Here is a 15,232-nt window from a genome sequence, read left to right as displayed (position 1 = left end):
ACTGTGACCGAAGTTCTTGAAACGCCGAAGAAAAACTTCAATGCCGGAGCTCTTCTCAACCGGTATGGCACCGTTGCCATTCTGATTGCAGTTCTGATCGTAGCTGCCTCCTTGTCAAATGTGTTCCTAACTGAACGCAATATTATGAATGTGCTGCGTCAGGTGGCTGGCCCAAGCCTCATGGCGGTTGGTATGCTGTTCGTCATTCTGACACGTGGGATCGATTTGTCGGTTGGTTCTGTGGCGGCACTGGGAAGTGTGTTGTCTGCCATACTCATTCAGCAATATGGAACAGGAATGGCTGTCGGCGGTGTACTGCTTGCCGGTGCTGCCTGTGGCCTCGTGTCCGGTATTCTGGTGGCTTATCTCAAGCTGCCGCCTTTTGTGACGACCCTTGCAGTCATGACCATCGCGCGCGGGCTTGCTTTCATCTTCTCGTCCGGCCAGCCGATTATGATGGGTGAGGCTGGTTCTGCGGTAACAGCCTTCGGTTCAGGTACGCTGGGGAGTATCCCATATCCGGTCATCCTCATGATCGTTGTCTTCGTAATTGCCGGTGCGGTTCTCACCTTCACACGCTTTGGTCGCCTGGTTAAGGCCATAGGCTCCAATTCCGAGGCTGTTCGCCTGTCGGGTATCTCGGTCTCTTATTATACGCTGTCGGTTTATGTAATTTCCGGTGTTCTGGCTGCTGCTGCCGGTATCATCTCCACAAGTCGTACCGGTATCGGGTCGGCCAATATCAGCGTCGGCGCCGAGCTTGATGCAATCGCGGCGGTTGTTATCGGTGGCGCGAGCCTGATGGGCGGTCGCGGCGGTGCGTTTAATACCTTCATCGGCGTCATCATTCTTGGGATTATCGCAAATATGATGAACCTTGCGCGTGTTCCGGGCTATCATCAGCAGGTCTTCATGGGCTGCATCATCATTGGCGCGATGCTTCTGCAATATGCGTCGAGCTGGCTGCGCAAGTCTTAAGACAACCATCCGTCCTCCCAAAAATCAATGACGTGTTCCATGCCAAATGAACTTTCACTTGCAATCGACGTCGGAACGGGCAGCGTGCGCGCCGCCCTTATGGATGGCCGTGGCAATATAGTCGCGATTGCCGCCCGTGAACACGAACAGATTGTGCCGCAATTTGGCTGGTCGGAGCAACGTCCTGGAGACTGGTGGCAGGGCGTGATCACGTCGATCCGTGAGGTGCTGGATGGGGTGCCGGCTGCGAGAGACAGGATCGTAGCCGTCGCTGCCTGCGGGCAGATGCACGGCACGGTACTGGTTGGTGACAAGGGAGAACTGGTGCGCGACACCGCCCCCTTGTGGAACGACAAGCGCACTGTCGATTATGTAACTGCCTTTGAAGCAAAGCATCGCCCGGCAGACTATCTGGCGCACAGTGCCAATCCAGCAGCACCTTCATGGCCGGGGTTCAAATTGCAATGGCTCCGGGATCACGACGCGGAGGCCTTTGCGCGCGCCGCCGCCATTCTGATGCCGAAGGATTACATCAATCTGAAGCTTACTGGCGAAATCGCGATGGATCGCAATGATGGTGGCGCGAGCTTCCTGATGGACCCGCGCACAGGCGACTGGTCGCAACATATGGTCGACTTGCTTGGCCTAAATCGCCAACAGCTTGCACCATTGCGGAACCCCACTGAGATACTCGGTAGTGTTACGGCAGAAGCCGCACTGGAGACAGGGCTTCGTGAGGGGACGCCGGTTCTGGTTGGTGGTGCGGATTATCCGGTCGCATTGCTTGGTTCTGGTGTTTGTCGTCCGGGTGTTGGCTCGGAAGTGATGGGCACGTCGGCGATCATCACTGCGATTGCGGAAAAGCCATTGCTTGACCCATCCGTCTGCAACGTCGGTACGGTAGAAGGAAACTGGGGCGCGTTCATGTTGCTGGAATCCGGCGGCGATGCAATGCGCTGGGCCCGTCGTGCGTTCCACGACAAACAGGTTTCCTACGAGGAAATCGTGACGAAGTCAGCACAGGCGCCTGCTGGCTCCGAGCGTCTATTCTTCATGCCATATCTTGCGGGCGAGCGCCTTGGCGAACACCGCAACGCGCGGGCGCAGTATTTTGGCATTGGTGCTGCTCATGGCATTTCTCATCTCCATCGCTCGGTGTTGGAAGGCGTTGCCTTTGCCGTGAAGCGCCATATCAATATTCTCGACAGTATTTCCGGCTCCAGGCTTGAGCGCGTGATCGCGTCTGGTGGTGGTGCGAAGACGGAGCTGTGGCTGAAAATCAAGGCGAGTGTCTATGGCATTCCCATTCTCGTGCCGAAGGAGGCCGAGTGCGGTCTGGTTGGTTGTGCGATTATGACAGCCGCCGCAACAGGACATTACTCAAGCGTTGAGGAAGCTGCCGACGCGCTTGTGCAATATTCGACCGAGATCAAGCCGGACCCGAAATGGTCAGAAATTTATGCGCCAATGCAGGCCTTCTTTGAGAAACTATATACGCATAGCCAATCGCTCTATGACGATCTCGACAGGCTGCCGCAATGAGTGCGCATGCGGTTCTGTTCGATATGGATGGCACACTCATTGACAGTGAGCCATTTCACTATGAAACCCTTCTAGGGGCGATCGCCGCCTTGTCGGGCACGGTCCCTGAGAACTTCGAAAACCGCGTAACCGGCACGACTATCGCCGATTGTCATGCCCTGCTGCGGAATGAGACCGGTATGACGGCTGATCTAGGAGCCTTCATCCAAGCGAAATATGCAGCTTATGTCAGTGGGGCAACCCGCTTGAAACTACGCCCCGGCGCGGCCGCCGTGTTGCAGTATCTCGATGAGGCGGGCATTCCTTACGCTATCGTCTCCAATTCGGACCGTATGCTCATGGACGCAAATCTTCGGGCAGTTGGGTTGCAGCGCCCTGATTTCATCAGTGTATCGCGCAATGATGTGCGGGAAGGCAAGCCCGCGGCGGAGCCCTATTTGCGCGGTGCTTATCTGCTTGGCCTCGAGCCGTCGCAATGCATCGTTGTAGAAGACAGCGTGCCGGGTGCTCTTGCAGGTCTCGCTGCTGGCATGACTGTTATCGGGTGGCCAGAGCCGCACCGCACCGACCTCATTTTTCCGAACGGCGTTGTAACCGCCAATCCTGAAAACCTTCTTTCCAGTTTGCAGCCGCTTTTGAGAGCGGTTGTCCAATAGCAAGTCAGACAAGGATAGCATTTCCATGTTTCTCGAAAAGTTCAGAATTGACGGCAAGATTGCAGTCGTCACGGGCGCCGCGCGCGGCATAGGCCTTTCTGCCTCTGAGGCGCTGGCGGAAGCTGGAGCAAAGGTAGTGCTCACCGATATGAGTCAGGAACTGCTGGACAAGGCTATCACTGCACTCGCCGCCAAAGGCTACAGCGTCGAGGGCGAACTGCTGGATGTTACGGATGTTGAAGGCGTTCAGCGCGTGCATGATTCAATTATTGCGCGACATGGCCGCGTCGATATTCTCGTCAACAATGCCGGTATCGCGATCAGCAATCATCCTGCTGAAGCCATGGCCGATGACGTCTGGAACAAGGTGATCGATGTTAATCTGAACGGTGTGTTCTGGTGCTGCCGCGCATTTGGCAAGTCGATGCTGGAAAATGGCTCAGGCAATATCGTCAATGTGGGTTCCATGTCCGGTTTCGTGGTCAACCGCCCGCAGGAACAGGCGAACTACAACGCATCCAAGGCGGCAGTGCACCACCTGACACGTTCGCTAGCTGCTGAATGGGGCGCGCGTGGGGTTCGCGTCAACTCGGTAGCGCCGACCTATATCGACACAGAAATGAACAAATACGTCTATGATGATCCTGAAATGTATCGTCATTGGGTTGGTGGCACACCAATGAACCGTCTTGGGCGCACGGACGAAGTCGCCTCTGTCATTCTTTTCCTTGCAAGTGATGCATCAAGCCTGATGACAGGCTCGATCGTTCTGGCCGATGGAGGCTATGTATGTTGGTAAATGCAGCTTCAACCGTGCGTGGCGCACGCTTCCCCGGCCGTTATATTCAAGGTGCGGGCGTTATCGCGCGCCTTGGCGAAGAGGCCGCAAGCTTCGGCGATAAGGCAGTCGTTCTTCTCGATAATGGCATTTTTGATATATTGAAGCCAAAGGTCGATGCGGCTTTTGCGTCTGGTCCAGGGGCACGTATCGTGCGCCATGGTGGAGAGTGCTCTGAAAGCCAGATTGCGGCTCTTGTTGCACAAGCCCGCGAAGCCGGAGCGAAAGTCGTTATCGGCGTCGGTGGTGGCAAGGCACTCGACACGGCAAAGGCTGCGGCCCGCGATCTCGGTCTTCCATCGATCATCCACCCGACCATTGCAGCGTCCGATGCTCCATGCAGCGCGCTTGCCGTTGTCTATAACGATGATGGTTCGGTGGCATATGATACGTTTCTGCCAAGCAACCCTAATCTGGTTTTGGTGGATATAGCGCTGATCGCACAGGCTCCGGCACGCTTCCTCGCTGCTGGTATCGGTGATGCACTTGCAACCTTCTATGAAGCGGACTCCTGCCGCCAGTCTGGCGCTTTCAACTGCATGAAAATGCAAGGCGTCAGTCTTGCTTATGAAGTTGCACGTTTTTGCCGCGATACGATCTTTGAATTTGGCGCAGCGTCGCTCAAGGAGTGCGACGCCAAGCAGGCCGGTCCAGCGATGGAACGCGTGATCGAAGCGAATATCCTGCTTTCGGGCGTCGGCTTTGAATCCGGCGGGGTGGCGGCTGCTCATGCTATTCATCATGGCCTTTGCGAGCTGGATGATGTTCATCATCATCTGCATGGTGAAAAAGTCGCCATTGGTGTTCTCGCAGGTCTCAAATTGCATGGTGCGGAAGAGGAATTCCAGAAGGTTCGTGAATTCTGTCTTTCTGTGCGATTGCCGACCCGTCTTGCCGATATCGGCATTGAAGAAGCGACGGACGAGAAACTGGAAATCGTCGCCAAGCGCGCCTGCCGCGCCGGTGAAATCATTCACAATGAGCCGATCAAGGTAACGCCGGATATGGTCGTCGCCGCATTAAAGCAGCTCATCTAGCATTTATCGGGAGGTTATCATGCAGGAAGTTATTTCGTCTTTCGCCAAAGACCTGTTTGCAGGCAAGCGTGTTCTGGTTTCGGGCGCAACGAGTGGCATCGGTCTTGAAATGGCGCGCGGATTTGCAGCGCTTGGTGCTTCTGTCGCGGCCAGCGGAAGCTCTGTAGCCAAGATCGAAAAGGCTGAGAAAGACGATGCCAACAAGGGCATTGAGTTCTATGAACTCGACGTACGTAGCAATGACGATGCCATTGCCTTCATGGAGAAGCAGACAAGGATCGATGTGCTGATCAACGCGCAGGGCGTTGCACGGGACACGACAGAATGGGAGAACGATGTGTTCAACGATGTCATGGACATCAATCTGAACAGCGTTTTCCGCCTCACCATGGCCGCATATCCAAAGCTGAAGGAAAGCAAGGGGTCGGTGATTGCGATCGCTTCGATGTTGAGCTATCTCGCCGATACAGGTGTGCCATCTTACACCGCAAGCAAGACCGGTATTCTTGGGCTTACGCGTGTTCTTGCGCATAAGTTTGGTCCAGACGGTGTGCGCGTGAACGCTATCGGACCGGGCTATCATCGCACGGATATGACGCGTGCTCTGTGGGAAAACCCAGCTACCGAGAAGCCTATCGCGCAGCGTGCAGCTCTGAAACGCTGGGGAGAAACTGAGGATCTGGTTGGCGCAGCTCTATTCCTTGCGTCGCCTGCGGCTTGTTTCATCACTGGCGTCACACTGCCCGTAGATGGTGGCTTTCATACTGGTTGTCTGTAAAAAGACGCGGCTAATCTTTACGTCATGGAACGATCATATCATGTTCCACGAGAAGACTATAAATAGCTAAATCAAGTAAATCCGGTAAGTCGGAATTCTTGGTCAAGTCTCGATGGTGTCATTGGCTAAGCTGGTGGCACTATCGGCGTTTCCTAGAGGAAGTTTTTACTTTGTTTTCCATTTTTATGTAATTTTAATACGCATTGTTTTATTATAATAAAAGATTATATCTAGAAATTGCCGAATAATATCATTGACATTTATGATTATGAATATTTACTACATTTATGAGGATTTATATACCGCAGCCATTTCCGGAGCGGTGTAGATGGGCGACAATGGGAGGTTGAAATGGGATTGTTTTCACGCCGTTTTGGGATTGGGCTTGTTGCGATTGCAGTGACATCCGTGGCAGGTTTGACTGCGGCAAGCGCACAAGCACCGGCTAGTGCTTGCGTTATCACAAAGACGGATACCAATCCGTTTTTCATAACTATGAAAAATGCTGCGATCGAAGAAGCCAAGAAGCAGAATATCAAGCTCTCAATGTATGCCGGTCGCGATGATGGTGACAGTATCAGCCAGATCGAAGCGCTTGAAACTTGCATTCTCGCAGGCGTGAAGGGCATCTTGATCGATCCATCGGACAGCAAAGCAGTGGTTCCGGCCATCCAGAAAGCTCGCGCAGCAGGTATCATGGTTGTTGCGTTCGACAGCCCGGTTGAACCTTATGATGCAGTGGATGCCACTTTTGCTACCGACAATTTCAAGGCGGGCGAATTGATCGGCCAATGGGTCAAGGCGAGGCTCGGGGACGAAGCCTCCAATGCGCGTATTGCGTTTCTTGATCTCAATGCCTCCCAGCCGACGCTGGATGTTCAACGCGACCAAGGGTTCATGACCGGCTTCGGGATTGACACCAAAAACGTTAATGTCATCGGCGATGAAGATGACAAGCGGATAATCGGTCACGACGTTACCAATGGTAATGAAGAAGGTGGCCGATCTGCTATGGAAAATCTGCTCCAACGCGATCCGTCTCTCAACGTCGTCTATACGATCAATGAACCTGCTGCTGCAGGAGCGTTTGAGACACTCAAGTCGCTCGGCATGTCCGATAAGGTTTTGCTCGTTTCTATTGATGGCGGCTGTCAGGGGGTGAAGAATATTAAGGCCGGAACACTTGCGGCGACGTCACAGCAATATCCAGGCCGAATGTCTATCCTGGGAATTCAGGCAATTCGCAAATGGGTTGATACTGGCGAGAAGCCAAAGCTTGAAGACGGTGCACATTTCTTCGATACAGGCGTTTCGCTTGTGACCGATGATGCGGCTGAGGGTGTCTCTTCAATCAGCGTTGCGGAAGGCCTGGAGAAGTGCTGGGGCTGAAAAACCTTCGCTATCCACGAAGATTCGGCGTGTGGCGTCGGGTCTTCATGGGACCACGTAGTTCCAGCTTTTGATAGGACCAATGTCAAATTGGCTCCGCGCTGGAAGAGTTCATGGGCAAGATCATGACACAAGTAGACGACTTTGAGAGCGTGATACGTAACAGTGATACACGCATTGCAAAATTCCAATCAAAGCGATCCTTCGGACGGTTTGTTCAAGATTGCGTCCACGGCAATCCAGCAATTATCCCGCTATTGATTCTGCTGTTGACCGTTACCGGCTTCGGCCTGTTGACGAGTGGCCGGTTTTTCTCGGCTTTCACTTTGACCCTTATTCTCCAACAAGTGGCGATCGTCGGAATTGTCGCTGCCGCGCAGAGCTTAGTCATTCTCACCAAAGGCATTGATCTCTCGGTTGGTGCAATCATGGTTCTGACGTCGGTTGTGATGGGGGCCTGTGTTTTTCGTTATGGCCTTCCGGCGCCACTGGCAATTTTGATTGGGTTGGCTCTTGGTGCTTTCTGTGGTTACATCAACGGCATACTTGTTTCCGTGGTGAAGCTACCAGCCTTTATCGTGACGCTTGGTACATGGCAGATATTCCTCGCCAGCAACTTCATTTACTCGGGCAATGAGACCATACCCAGTGCGCGAATATCGGAAACGGCGCCATTGCTGCAGTTTTTCGGACAATCAGTGCAGCTTGGGGGTGCAGTCTTTACCTATGGTGTAATTGCCATGGTGCTGCTTATAAGCTTGTTATGGTATGTGCTTAATCATACCGCATGGGGGCGGCATGTTTATGCCGTGGGCGACGATGCGGCTGCGGCAGAACTGGCAGGCGTTCGGGTTCGCCGCATGTTGATAAGCGTTTACATTCTCTCCGGTGTCATCTGTGCATTTGCGGGTTGGGTTTTGATAGGCCGTCTTGGGTCTGTCACGCCGACTGCGGGACAGTTCACCAATATTGAGTCAATCACTGCGGTTGTAATTGGCGGCACGTCGTTATTTGGCGGGCGAGGTTCCATCCTTGGCACAATCTTCGGTGCGCTTACGGTAGGTTGTTTTTCGCTGGGGTTACGGCTGGTTGGAGCCGATCCACAATGGACTTACCTGCTCATCGGCGTTCTATCGATTGTCGCCGTTGCCATTGACCAAGGATTGAGAAAGGTCAATCTGTGATGTCTGCAAATCCGATTTTCAAAGCACGTGGTTTGACGAAACGCTACGGCCATGTTGTGGCACTGGATGGAGCGGATTTCGATCTCTATCCTAACGAAATCCTCGCGGTTATTGGGGATAATGGTGCGGGTAAATCTTCATTAATCAAAGTTCTCTCTGGCGCCACGAAGCCAGATGCAGGGGAAATCGAATTGATGGGAAAGTCAGTTCAATTCCGTTCAGCACTGGAGGCGCGTGAAGCGGGCGTTGAAACTGTGTACCAGAATTTGGCGCTTTCCCCGGCTCTGTCCATTGTGGATAATATGTTTCTTGGACGCGAAATCCGTAAAACTGGCTTTTCAGGCCGATTTCTTTGTCGCCTTGATCGCAAAAAAATGCGCGAAGTAGCTCGCGAAAAGCTCTCCGAACTGGGACTGATGACGATCCAGAATATTGACCAGCCGGTGGAAGGACTCTCAGGAGGGCAAAGACAGGGAATTGCGGTCGCCCGTTCGGTCGCGTTCGCTTCGCGAGTTATCATTCTTGATGAGCCGACCGCCGCTCTCGGTGTGAAGGAGTCGCGCAAAGTACTCGATCTCCTACTGGATGTTAAGAAACGCGGACTGCCGATCGTACTGATCAGTCACAATATGCCACATGTTTTTGAAGTTGCCGACCGTATTCATATTCAACGGCTTGGAAAGCGCGCGGCTGTCGTGAAACCATCAGAGATTTCCATGTCCGATGCAGTCGCCATCATGACTGGGGCTAAAACTTTATAAGCCTATATTATCGAACTGCGGGGAAAAATAGCCGGGTGCTATCAAGTGCAGCACTCGGCCGGCACCTGACTTAGTGAAGTCCAGGAATTGCAGCAACCAGACTGCGAGTGTAGGCATTGGCCGGATTGCCGAAAATTCGGCTCGGCGGACCAGATTCCACGACTGTACCGCGATGCATGACTAAAACATCATCGCAAATTTGGCTGGCAACTCGCAAGTCGTGCGTGATGAAGACAATCGCAAGGTCACGGTCCTTCTGCATTTTTTGCAATAATTTAAGAATCTGGGCCTGTATCGAGACGTCGAGGGCAGAAACCGCTTCGACGGCAATCAGAATTTCGGGGTCGAGCGTAAGGGCGCGTGCAATGCCGACGCGTTGTCTCTGCCCGCCTGAAAACTCGTGCGGAAATCGTTCCATGGCGCCGCGATCAAGCGTGTGAAGTCGGCTGCTTCCGGTGCATACTCGGTTTCTAAATTTGCCGCACTTGGCTTTTCCCATGCGATACGCCATGCAGGTTTTGAACACGGGGTACGTTCGACTGCAATTTGTCCGGGACTGGTGGCGACTGACATGGGTAATGCCCTCGCAGTGAAGTCCGATGAACTAACCCGCCCGGAAGATATCGCAACTTCTATATTGCACATCGTTGGTCTACCAAACAGCGCAAGCGTCTCGGAGTTCTGGGTTAATTGTCTTCTTGATGAGTCTTACTGAAGATCGAATTTCAAAAAAAAGAATCTATATTCGCGTTCCGATAAGCTTGCTGATCTGTCCCAGTCTCACATATAGCCCCCCCATTTTGCCATATGTCACGAAGTCGTCTTCCATTGCTCAATCGATTTAGCGGTAGCTTTTCCTTATGGGTGACCTTTAAAGAAACCGACTCGCTTTTGAGCGCCTTGCAATAAGCTCAAAGACCGGAGGCAGGTGGCCAACCCACAACAAAAGACAATGGAATCCTACCTCGGTTTCGTCGCAATCGCTGCAGTCAAACTGTGGATACTCTTTGTCTACGAGCGCTGGCCAGCCTGTCGACAAACGCTGCTTGCCTGAACAACCGGAGATACTCTCTCTGATAGGGCGCATCAAAGGTCTCCACTATGCAGGAAGTGCTTTGGTTGTCCGTCAGTCAGGCCAAGCCAACGCCGACGAACTGCTCTTTCCCGGCCGCATAAGCGCATATTCGGGCCGTGTGTCCGCCAACGTCTTCTTCAGTGCTTCTGCGACGATTTCGGCCTCGCCTTCATGCAGGTTGCAGGGGTCGAGATAGAAATGGTCGCGCTCGACTTCGTGATTGCGGACGATGATCGGCGGTTCGGCCAGCGACAGCGCTTTTGCGAAACCTGCCGCCGAGAACCCGGATTCGGGCGTGACGCGAATTTCCAGTCGGTCGAGCGGATTGTCGGTCGGGTCGGGCACAATGTCGGCTTTGATGCCCTTATGGCCCTCTAGCGTCGCGCGCCAGAGCTCAAGCGCCGCCGTTTCCCGTTCGCGGATCCCCGCGTGATCGCGGCTTTCCCAAGCTTCTAGCGCTGCTATCACCCCGGCGACGCTTTCCTTGCCGACCTTCATGCCGCGGCCTATACCGCGATTCTGCAAAAAGGCCGAGCGCACCAGATCTTTGCGGCCCGCAACGACGCCGGTGGTCGGTCCGCCCAGGAACTTGTGGCCGCTATAGATGACAATATCGGCTCCCTCCTTGAGGAACCGTTGAAGGTCGTACTCGGAGGCTGCATCCACGATCACAGGCACGCCTTTGAGGTGGCAAATTTCGGCGAATTGCTCCAGCGACAGCATGCCGTATTGGACGGTGTGGTGGGAGACGACAAAGAGTGCCGCCGCCGTCTTGTCGGTAATCGCGTTCGCGACATGGTAATCATGCGTGACGCTGACGGTGCCAGCGTGTATGACTTTGCCTCCCGCAAGCCGGATCGATTGGTCTATATTGCCGCCGAAATTCACCAGATGACCGAGTTGGACGATGATCTCATCCTTAGCGCCGGGAGCGACGTCAGGCAGACGTTCGATGGCGAGGAGATCGGTTCCGGTGATCGCGCCGGCTAGCGCCAGCGATATGCCGCTGGCGCAGGACGCGGTGACGAAGCCTGCTTCGCCACCGGTCAGTCGCGCGACGACGTTGCTCGCGGTGCGGTGAAGGTCGTCCATCTCAACGAATTGTGGTGCGATCTCGGCCATGGCGCGAATGGCTTCAGGAACGATGATGGACGCGCCAAGCGCTGTCATCGTGCCGGAGACATTGATGATTGGGCGCAGACCGAAGCGTTCGCGGATCGTCTGGTTAGGACGTGGAGGATTAGTCTTATCCATTGCCGTGACTTTCATTGTGTTCTTCAGAAAAGATTTCAACGATCGCCTCTATTTCGACCGTGATGTTGTTGGGTAGCGAGGCGACGCCGATAGATGAACGGGCGTGCACCCCGTCGTCGCCGAAGACCTCGACCAGAAAATCGGAACAGCCGTTGATGACGCGTGGATGTTCTTCGAAATCGTCGACCGCGTTGACGAAACCGAGCAGTTTTACGACCCGCTTCACGCGTCGCAAGTCGCCCAGATGCGCCGTCAGCACCGCGAGTAGGTTCAGGCCGACAAGGCGGGCGTGTTGGTTCGCCGTTTCGGTGCTGACGTCTCGGCCAACCTTGCCTTTGTGCAGGACTCCTTCTTGGTCCAGCGGTCCCTGACCGGAAATATAGAGCATATTGCCGACCTCCAGCACGTTGCGAAACGTGCCAATCGGTTTGGGAGCAGAGGGAAGCTCGCGCTCCAGCGCGGCATTGGGGCGATAACGAGGCATGCGCACGCGGTCCTAGTTCAAATGAGAGGTTCTGAAACGCGACAGGAAGGTGTTCAGGCGCATGTTTTGGCCAGCCTGTGCCATTAGTTGCACCGGGGGGCCTTCAGCCGCAACCCGGCCCTCGTCCATGAAGACGATGCGGTCGCTGGCGTCGCGGGCGAAGGCGATCTCGTGCGTCACCATCAGCATCGTCATACCCTCCTGCGCCAACTCGCGCACCACGTCGAGCACCTCACCGACCAGTTCTGGATCGAGCGCCGAGGTGATTTCGTCCAGCAGCAGGATTTTCGGCTCCATAGCCACTGCGCGGGCGATGCCCACGCGCTGCTGTTGGCCGCCCGACAGTTCGGATGGCAGGTTGTCGATGCGGTGACCGAGGCCGACCCGCTTGAGCCAGTGTTCGGCGATGGCGCGTGCTTCCGGCTTCGGCTTCCCGCGCACTTTCGTCAGGCCCAGCATGACATTTTGCGCCGCCGTCAGGTGGGGAAAGAGGTTGAAACCCTGAAACACCATGCCGGTTTCGGCGCGCATCCGGGCAAGGTCTGTTTCGCCTCGGCGCTTCCGGTTGCCGGTGTCAGAATAGCCTACTTCCCGCCCTTCGATTTGGATCGATCCGGTATCGTAAGTTTCCAGAAAATTCACGCAGCGCAGCAGCGTGGTCTTGCCGCTGCCTGAAGGGCCGATCACAGCCACGACCTCCCCCTTCTTCACCTGCATGTCGATGCCCTTTAGCACTGATACGGCGCCGAAGGCTTTTTCCAGACGCTCAATCCTGAGAAGCGGCTTGTCAGTTGCAGTCATGGCGTTAGTCCCGGATATATGCGTAGCGTCGCTCTACTGAGCGGCTGACCAGCGAGAGTGAATAATTGATTGCGAAATAAATGAACGCGCCGAGCAGGTAGAGCGCCATGGCCTCATAAGTGCGACCGATGACTTCGTTGATCGACTGCATGAGATCGACCACACCGAGGAGCGAAACAAGTGCGCTACCCTTGACTGCGTCGGTGACGCCGTTGATCCATGGAGGTAGGAAGCGGCGGATGGCCTGCGGGAAAATCACGTAACGCAGGCGTGATACGAAGGTCAGGCCGATAGCCTTGGCGGCTTCCATCTGCCCCTTCGGGATCGAGACAATGGCGCCACGCACATATTCGATGACCTGCGCGGCCTTGAATAGCGTCAGCGCCACCACACCCGCCCAAAAGGAATTGATCGAAACGCCGAGCGGCGGAAAACCGTAATAGACCACGAAGATCAAAACGAGGATCGGGATGCCGCGTATGCAGTCGCTGAACAGGCGTATGAGCCATTGTAGAGGGCGTGGGCCGTAGATTAACCCGACGCCGAGGATGACGCCGGAGACCAGCGAAAAAAGGACGACAAGCGCGGACACGAGCAGCGTGATCGCAAGACCTTTGCCAAGGAAGGGAAGGGCGTACAGGATGGACGACATGATTCAGCGCTCCGACCTGAAGCGGCGTTCCAGCTGGCGTAGGCCGAGCAGGATGCCATATCCTGTTATGAGATACATCACCGTCGTCACGATATAGACCTCGACGATTCGGAACGTGTTGAAATTGATCCACTGTGCGCCGTAGGTGAGTTCAGGCACAGCGATCACCGACGCCACGGACGTATCCTTAAACAGCGAGATGAAGGTGTTGGACAGAGCGGGAAGCGTAATGCGCGTCATGGTAGGCAGGCGCACGTAAAGCAGCCGCTGCCATGGAGTCAGGCCGATGGCCTTGCCAGCGTCGATCTGTCCGCGTGGAACCGCCTCCAGCCCAGAGCGAAATACCTCGACCAAATAGGCCCCGGCATAGAGGGACAGCGTGGCGACAAAGGAAACGGTCGGGCTGTAGGCGATGTTGACGACAGTAGGGATGCCATAAAAGACGATATAGACCAGGAGGATCAGCGGTACGTTGCGCAAAACCTCAACATAGGCCGAGATCAGCGCGCGCGCGACCTTGCCGGCCGACACATACCAGATGGCTAGCGCCAACCCGATGATCCCGCCGATCAGGATCGAGAGCACCGCAAGCTCAAGGCTGAGTACAAGGCCCTGCCACAGCTTGTCGAAATGTCGCCAGATCAAGTTGAAATTGATGTGATAGTTCATGTGCGGGCGCTTGCCTCCCGGCGCATTGAATCAGGTTGGTTTCGGGTGCAAACCGCATTCCGTTCCAGCTCCTTTCGGGAAGGCGGATCGCAATGTGCGGCGGCCGCGCCCCACAATGCCCGACCGCGGATACGGTCGGGCGCTCCGGACTCAGATGGACGGGAAGCCCGGCTTGCGTTCCGGCGGCTCCATGCCGAAATATTCCTTGAAGCCAGCATCGTACAAGGCGTTGTCATGGCCGAACATAGCAATAGAGAAGGCGGTGTTTACGAACGTCAGCCAGTCGATGTCGCCCTGGCGCACACCGCCGCCGTAGAGCATGGCGTTCCATTGCTTGCCAGCGTCGAAATAACGGTCCGGGTTTTTGGCAACCAGCCAACGCACGTTTGACAGGTCGACGGCGGAGGCATCGGCTCGATTGGAGTCCAGCGCTTGGAACACATTGGCCTGCGTGTCGATCTGCATGACCTGCGCTTCCGGCAGTACTGCGTGTACCGTCGTCTCTGCGTCAACATTTTGCAGGATCGCGATGCGCGCGCCGCTTCCCTTGGCCTTCAGTTGGTCGAATGTCTTGGCTGCGGCGTCCGGTTTGGTCAGAAGGGCGACGCCCTCGACGTAATAGGGACGCGTGAAGTTAATGAGCTGGGCGCGCGCGCCGGAGATCGTCATGAACTGGAGCGTGATGTCGACCTTGCCGGTGGCGATGTTGGGAATGCGCTGCTGTGCGTCTTGCTTCACGAATTCGACCTTGGTCGGGTCATCAAACAGGGCCTTGGCGATGATGCGGCCCATGGTGATGTCCATGCCGACCAATTCGCCGGCGTCGTTTTCGAAGTGCCAGGGAGCATTGGTACTACCGGTGCCGACGATCAGGTGTCCTCGATCCAGAACGGTGCGCAGCAGGCTGTCGCTCGCCGACTGCGCTGCCGCTTCCTTCGCATTCAGCGTCACGGCGGCAGCCGCTCCGAGCGCTACTCCACCCAGGCCGAGTTTAAGAAATTCACGCCGCTCATTACCTGCAGTCATTTTTGCCTCCACGTAAGTTTGTCTATCTGTTCCCTTGATATCTGCTGTAGTCTTATATATTGGACTATAATCTTATATTTAGGACGATATTATAAGACATACGGTTTG

General features: G+C 55.0%; 16 protein-coding genes and 1 pseudogene. 10 read left to right on the top strand and 7 right to left on the bottom strand.

Annotation, left to right across the window (positions count from 1 at the left end):
• Positions 1-3 precede the first annotated feature (3 nt).
• From FHW03_RS11325 to FHW03_RS11285, 9 genes are all read left to right on the top strand, one after another.
• Positions 4-978, top strand: coding sequence for an ABC transporter permease (locus FHW03_RS11325; RefSeq protein WP_377514629.1), 975 nt, complete (start codon positions 4-6; stop codon positions 976-978).
• 39 nt (positions 979-1,017) lie between these two features.
• Positions 1,018-2,520 carry an FGGY family carbohydrate kinase gene (locus tag FHW03_RS11320; RefSeq protein ID WP_182520710.1) on the top strand — a complete coding sequence of 501 codons (1,503 nt, stop codon included), beginning with the start codon at positions 1,018-1,020 and terminating at the stop codon, positions 2,518-2,520.
• The gene (locus FHW03_RS11315; protein WP_182520709.1) at positions 2,517-3,176 is read left to right on the top strand and encodes an HAD family phosphatase; all 660 of its coding nucleotides are present in this window, start codon (positions 2,517-2,519) and stop codon (positions 3,174-3,176) included. Before FHW03_RS11320 ends, FHW03_RS11315 begins: the two co-directional genes overlap by 4 nt.
• 25 nt (positions 3,177-3,201) lie before the next feature.
• Complete coding sequence (locus FHW03_RS11310; RefSeq protein WP_182520708.1) at positions 3,202-3,975, top strand: SDR family oxidoreductase; 774 nt, start codon at positions 3,202-3,204, stop codon at positions 3,973-3,975.
• Positions 3,966-5,051, top strand: a complete 1,086-nt coding sequence (locus tag FHW03_RS11305) for a glycerol dehydrogenase (RefSeq protein WP_061347432.1) — start codon at positions 3,966-3,968, stop codon at positions 5,049-5,051. The genes FHW03_RS11310 and FHW03_RS11305 overlap by 10 nt, the downstream gene beginning before the upstream one ends.
• A 19-nt stretch (positions 5,052-5,070) precedes the next feature.
• A complete protein-coding gene (locus tag FHW03_RS11300; RefSeq protein WP_171319073.1) occupies positions 5,071-5,829 on the top strand; it encodes an SDR family NAD(P)-dependent oxidoreductase in 759 nt (252 codons plus the stop codon).
• A 351-nt stretch (positions 5,830-6,180) separates the two neighbouring features.
• On the top strand, positions 6,181-7,218 hold the full coding sequence (locus FHW03_RS11295) for a substrate-binding domain-containing protein (RefSeq protein WP_182520707.1): 1,038 nt from the start codon (positions 6,181-6,183) through the stop codon (positions 7,216-7,218).
• A 113-nt stretch (positions 7,219-7,331) separates the two neighbouring features.
• Positions 7,332-8,402, top strand: coding sequence for an ABC transporter permease (locus FHW03_RS11290; protein ID WP_182520706.1), 1,071 nt, complete (start codon positions 7,332-7,334; stop codon positions 8,400-8,402).
• The gene (locus FHW03_RS11285; protein WP_182520705.1) at positions 8,402-9,163 is read left to right on the top strand and encodes an ATP-binding cassette domain-containing protein; all 762 of its coding nucleotides are present in this window, start codon (positions 8,402-8,404) and stop codon (positions 9,161-9,163) included. The genes FHW03_RS11290 and FHW03_RS11285 overlap by 1 nt, the downstream gene beginning before the upstream one ends.
• A 70-nt stretch (positions 9,164-9,233) precedes the next feature.
• Here FHW03_RS11285 and FHW03_RS11280 read toward each other — a convergent pair.
• Positions 9,234-9,605: pseudogene (locus tag FHW03_RS11280) on the bottom strand (ATP-binding cassette domain-containing protein); the annotation flags it as partial.
• Here FHW03_RS11280 and FHW03_RS11275 point away from each other — a divergent pair.
• Positions 9,564-9,878 (top strand): SDR family NAD(P)-dependent oxidoreductase, encoded by a 315-nt coding sequence (locus FHW03_RS11275; RefSeq protein ID WP_377514625.1) that lies wholly within the window; start codon positions 9,564-9,566, stop codon positions 9,876-9,878. The pseudogene FHW03_RS11280 and the gene FHW03_RS11275 overlap by 42 nt on opposite strands.
• Positions 9,879-10,289: 411 nt before the next feature.
• On the opposite strand, the gene FHW03_RS11270 is transcribed toward FHW03_RS11275, so the two are convergent.
• The 6 genes from FHW03_RS11270 to FHW03_RS11245 all read right to left on the bottom strand — a co-directional run bounded on the left by FHW03_RS11270 (position 10,290) and on the right by FHW03_RS11245 (position 15,124).
• Positions 10,290-11,492 (bottom strand): aminotransferase class V-fold PLP-dependent enzyme, encoded by a 1,203-nt coding sequence (locus tag FHW03_RS11270; RefSeq protein ID WP_182520703.1) that lies wholly within the window; start codon positions 11,490-11,492, stop codon positions 10,290-10,292.
• Entirely contained in the window at positions 11,485-11,976 is a 492-nt protein-coding gene (locus FHW03_RS11265) for a RidA family protein (RefSeq protein ID WP_113534397.1), read from the bottom strand. Before FHW03_RS11265 ends, FHW03_RS11270 begins: the two co-directional genes overlap by 8 nt.
• A gap of 12 nt (positions 11,977-11,988) precedes the next feature.
• Positions 11,989-12,777 carry an amino acid ABC transporter ATP-binding protein gene (locus FHW03_RS11260; protein ID WP_113534398.1) on the bottom strand — a complete coding sequence of 263 codons (789 nt, stop codon included), beginning with the start codon at positions 12,775-12,777 and terminating at the stop codon, positions 11,989-11,991.
• 4 nt (positions 12,778-12,781) lie between these two features.
• A complete protein-coding gene (locus FHW03_RS11255) occupies positions 12,782-13,429 on the bottom strand; it encodes an amino acid ABC transporter permease (protein WP_113534399.1) in 648 nt (215 codons plus the stop codon).
• Between the two features lie 3 nt (positions 13,430-13,432).
• Positions 13,433-14,098 (bottom strand): amino acid ABC transporter permease, encoded by a 666-nt coding sequence (locus FHW03_RS11250; RefSeq protein ID WP_113534400.1) that lies wholly within the window; start codon positions 14,096-14,098, stop codon positions 13,433-13,435.
• Positions 14,099-14,248: 150 nt separating this feature from the next.
• Positions 14,249-15,124 (bottom strand): transporter substrate-binding domain-containing protein, encoded by an 876-nt coding sequence (locus FHW03_RS11245; protein WP_182520702.1) that lies wholly within the window; start codon positions 15,122-15,124, stop codon positions 14,249-14,251.
• Positions 15,125-15,232 lie beyond the last annotated feature (108 nt).

It is taken from the genome of Ochrobactrum sp. RH2CCR150, from assembly GCA_014138095.1.
Lineage (GTDB): Bacteria > Pseudomonadota > Alphaproteobacteria > Rhizobiales > Rhizobiaceae > Brucella > Brucella gambitense.
This window is presented reverse-complemented; position numbering and strand designations above follow the sequence as displayed.

Bases quoted from the DNA above. Each gene is read 5' to 3' on its own strand.
- FHW03_RS11320 (WP_182520710.1), top strand. From the start codon at position 1,018: ATGCCAAATGAACTTTCACTTGCAATCGACGTCGGAACGGGCAGCGTG.
- FHW03_RS11315 (WP_182520709.1), top strand. From the start codon at position 2,517: ATGAGTGCGCATGCGGTTCTGTTCGATATGGATGGCACACTCATTGAC.
- FHW03_RS11310 (WP_182520708.1), top strand. From the start codon at position 3,202: ATGTTTCTCGAAAAGTTCAGAATTGACGGCAAGATTGCAGTCGTCACG.
- FHW03_RS11305 (WP_061347432.1), top strand. From the start codon at position 3,966: ATGTTGGTAAATGCAGCTTCAACCGTGCGTGGCGCACGCTTCCCCGGC.
- FHW03_RS11300 (WP_171319073.1), top strand. From the start codon at position 5,071: ATGCAGGAAGTTATTTCGTCTTTCGCCAAAGACCTGTTTGCAGGCAAG.
- FHW03_RS11295 (WP_182520707.1), top strand. From the start codon at position 6,181: ATGGGATTGTTTTCACGCCGTTTTGGGATTGGGCTTGTTGCGATTGCA.
- FHW03_RS11290 (WP_182520706.1), top strand. From the start codon at position 7,332: ATGGGCAAGATCATGACACAAGTAGACGACTTTGAGAGCGTGATACGT.
- FHW03_RS11285 (WP_182520705.1), top strand. From the start codon at position 8,402: ATGTCTGCAAATCCGATTTTCAAAGCACGTGGTTTGACGAAACGCTAC.
- FHW03_RS11270 (WP_182520703.1), bottom strand. From the start codon at position 11,492: ATGGATAAGACTAATCCTCCACGTCCTAACCAGACGATCCGCGAACGC.
- FHW03_RS11265 (WP_113534397.1), bottom strand. From the start codon at position 11,976: ATGCCTCGTTATCGCCCCAATGCCGCGCTGGAGCGCGAGCTTCCCTCT.
- FHW03_RS11260 (WP_113534398.1), bottom strand. From the start codon at position 12,777: ATGACTGCAACTGACAAGCCGCTTCTCAGGATTGAGCGTCTGGAAAAA.
- FHW03_RS11255 (WP_113534399.1), bottom strand. From the start codon at position 13,429: ATGTCGTCCATCCTGTACGCCCTTCCCTTCCTTGGCAAAGGTCTTGCG.
- FHW03_RS11250 (WP_113534400.1), bottom strand. From the start codon at position 14,098: ATGAACTATCACATCAATTTCAACTTGATCTGGCGACATTTCGACAAG.
- FHW03_RS11245 (WP_182520702.1), bottom strand. From the start codon at position 15,124: ATGACTGCAGGTAATGAGCGGCGTGAATTTCTTAAACTCGGCCTGGGT.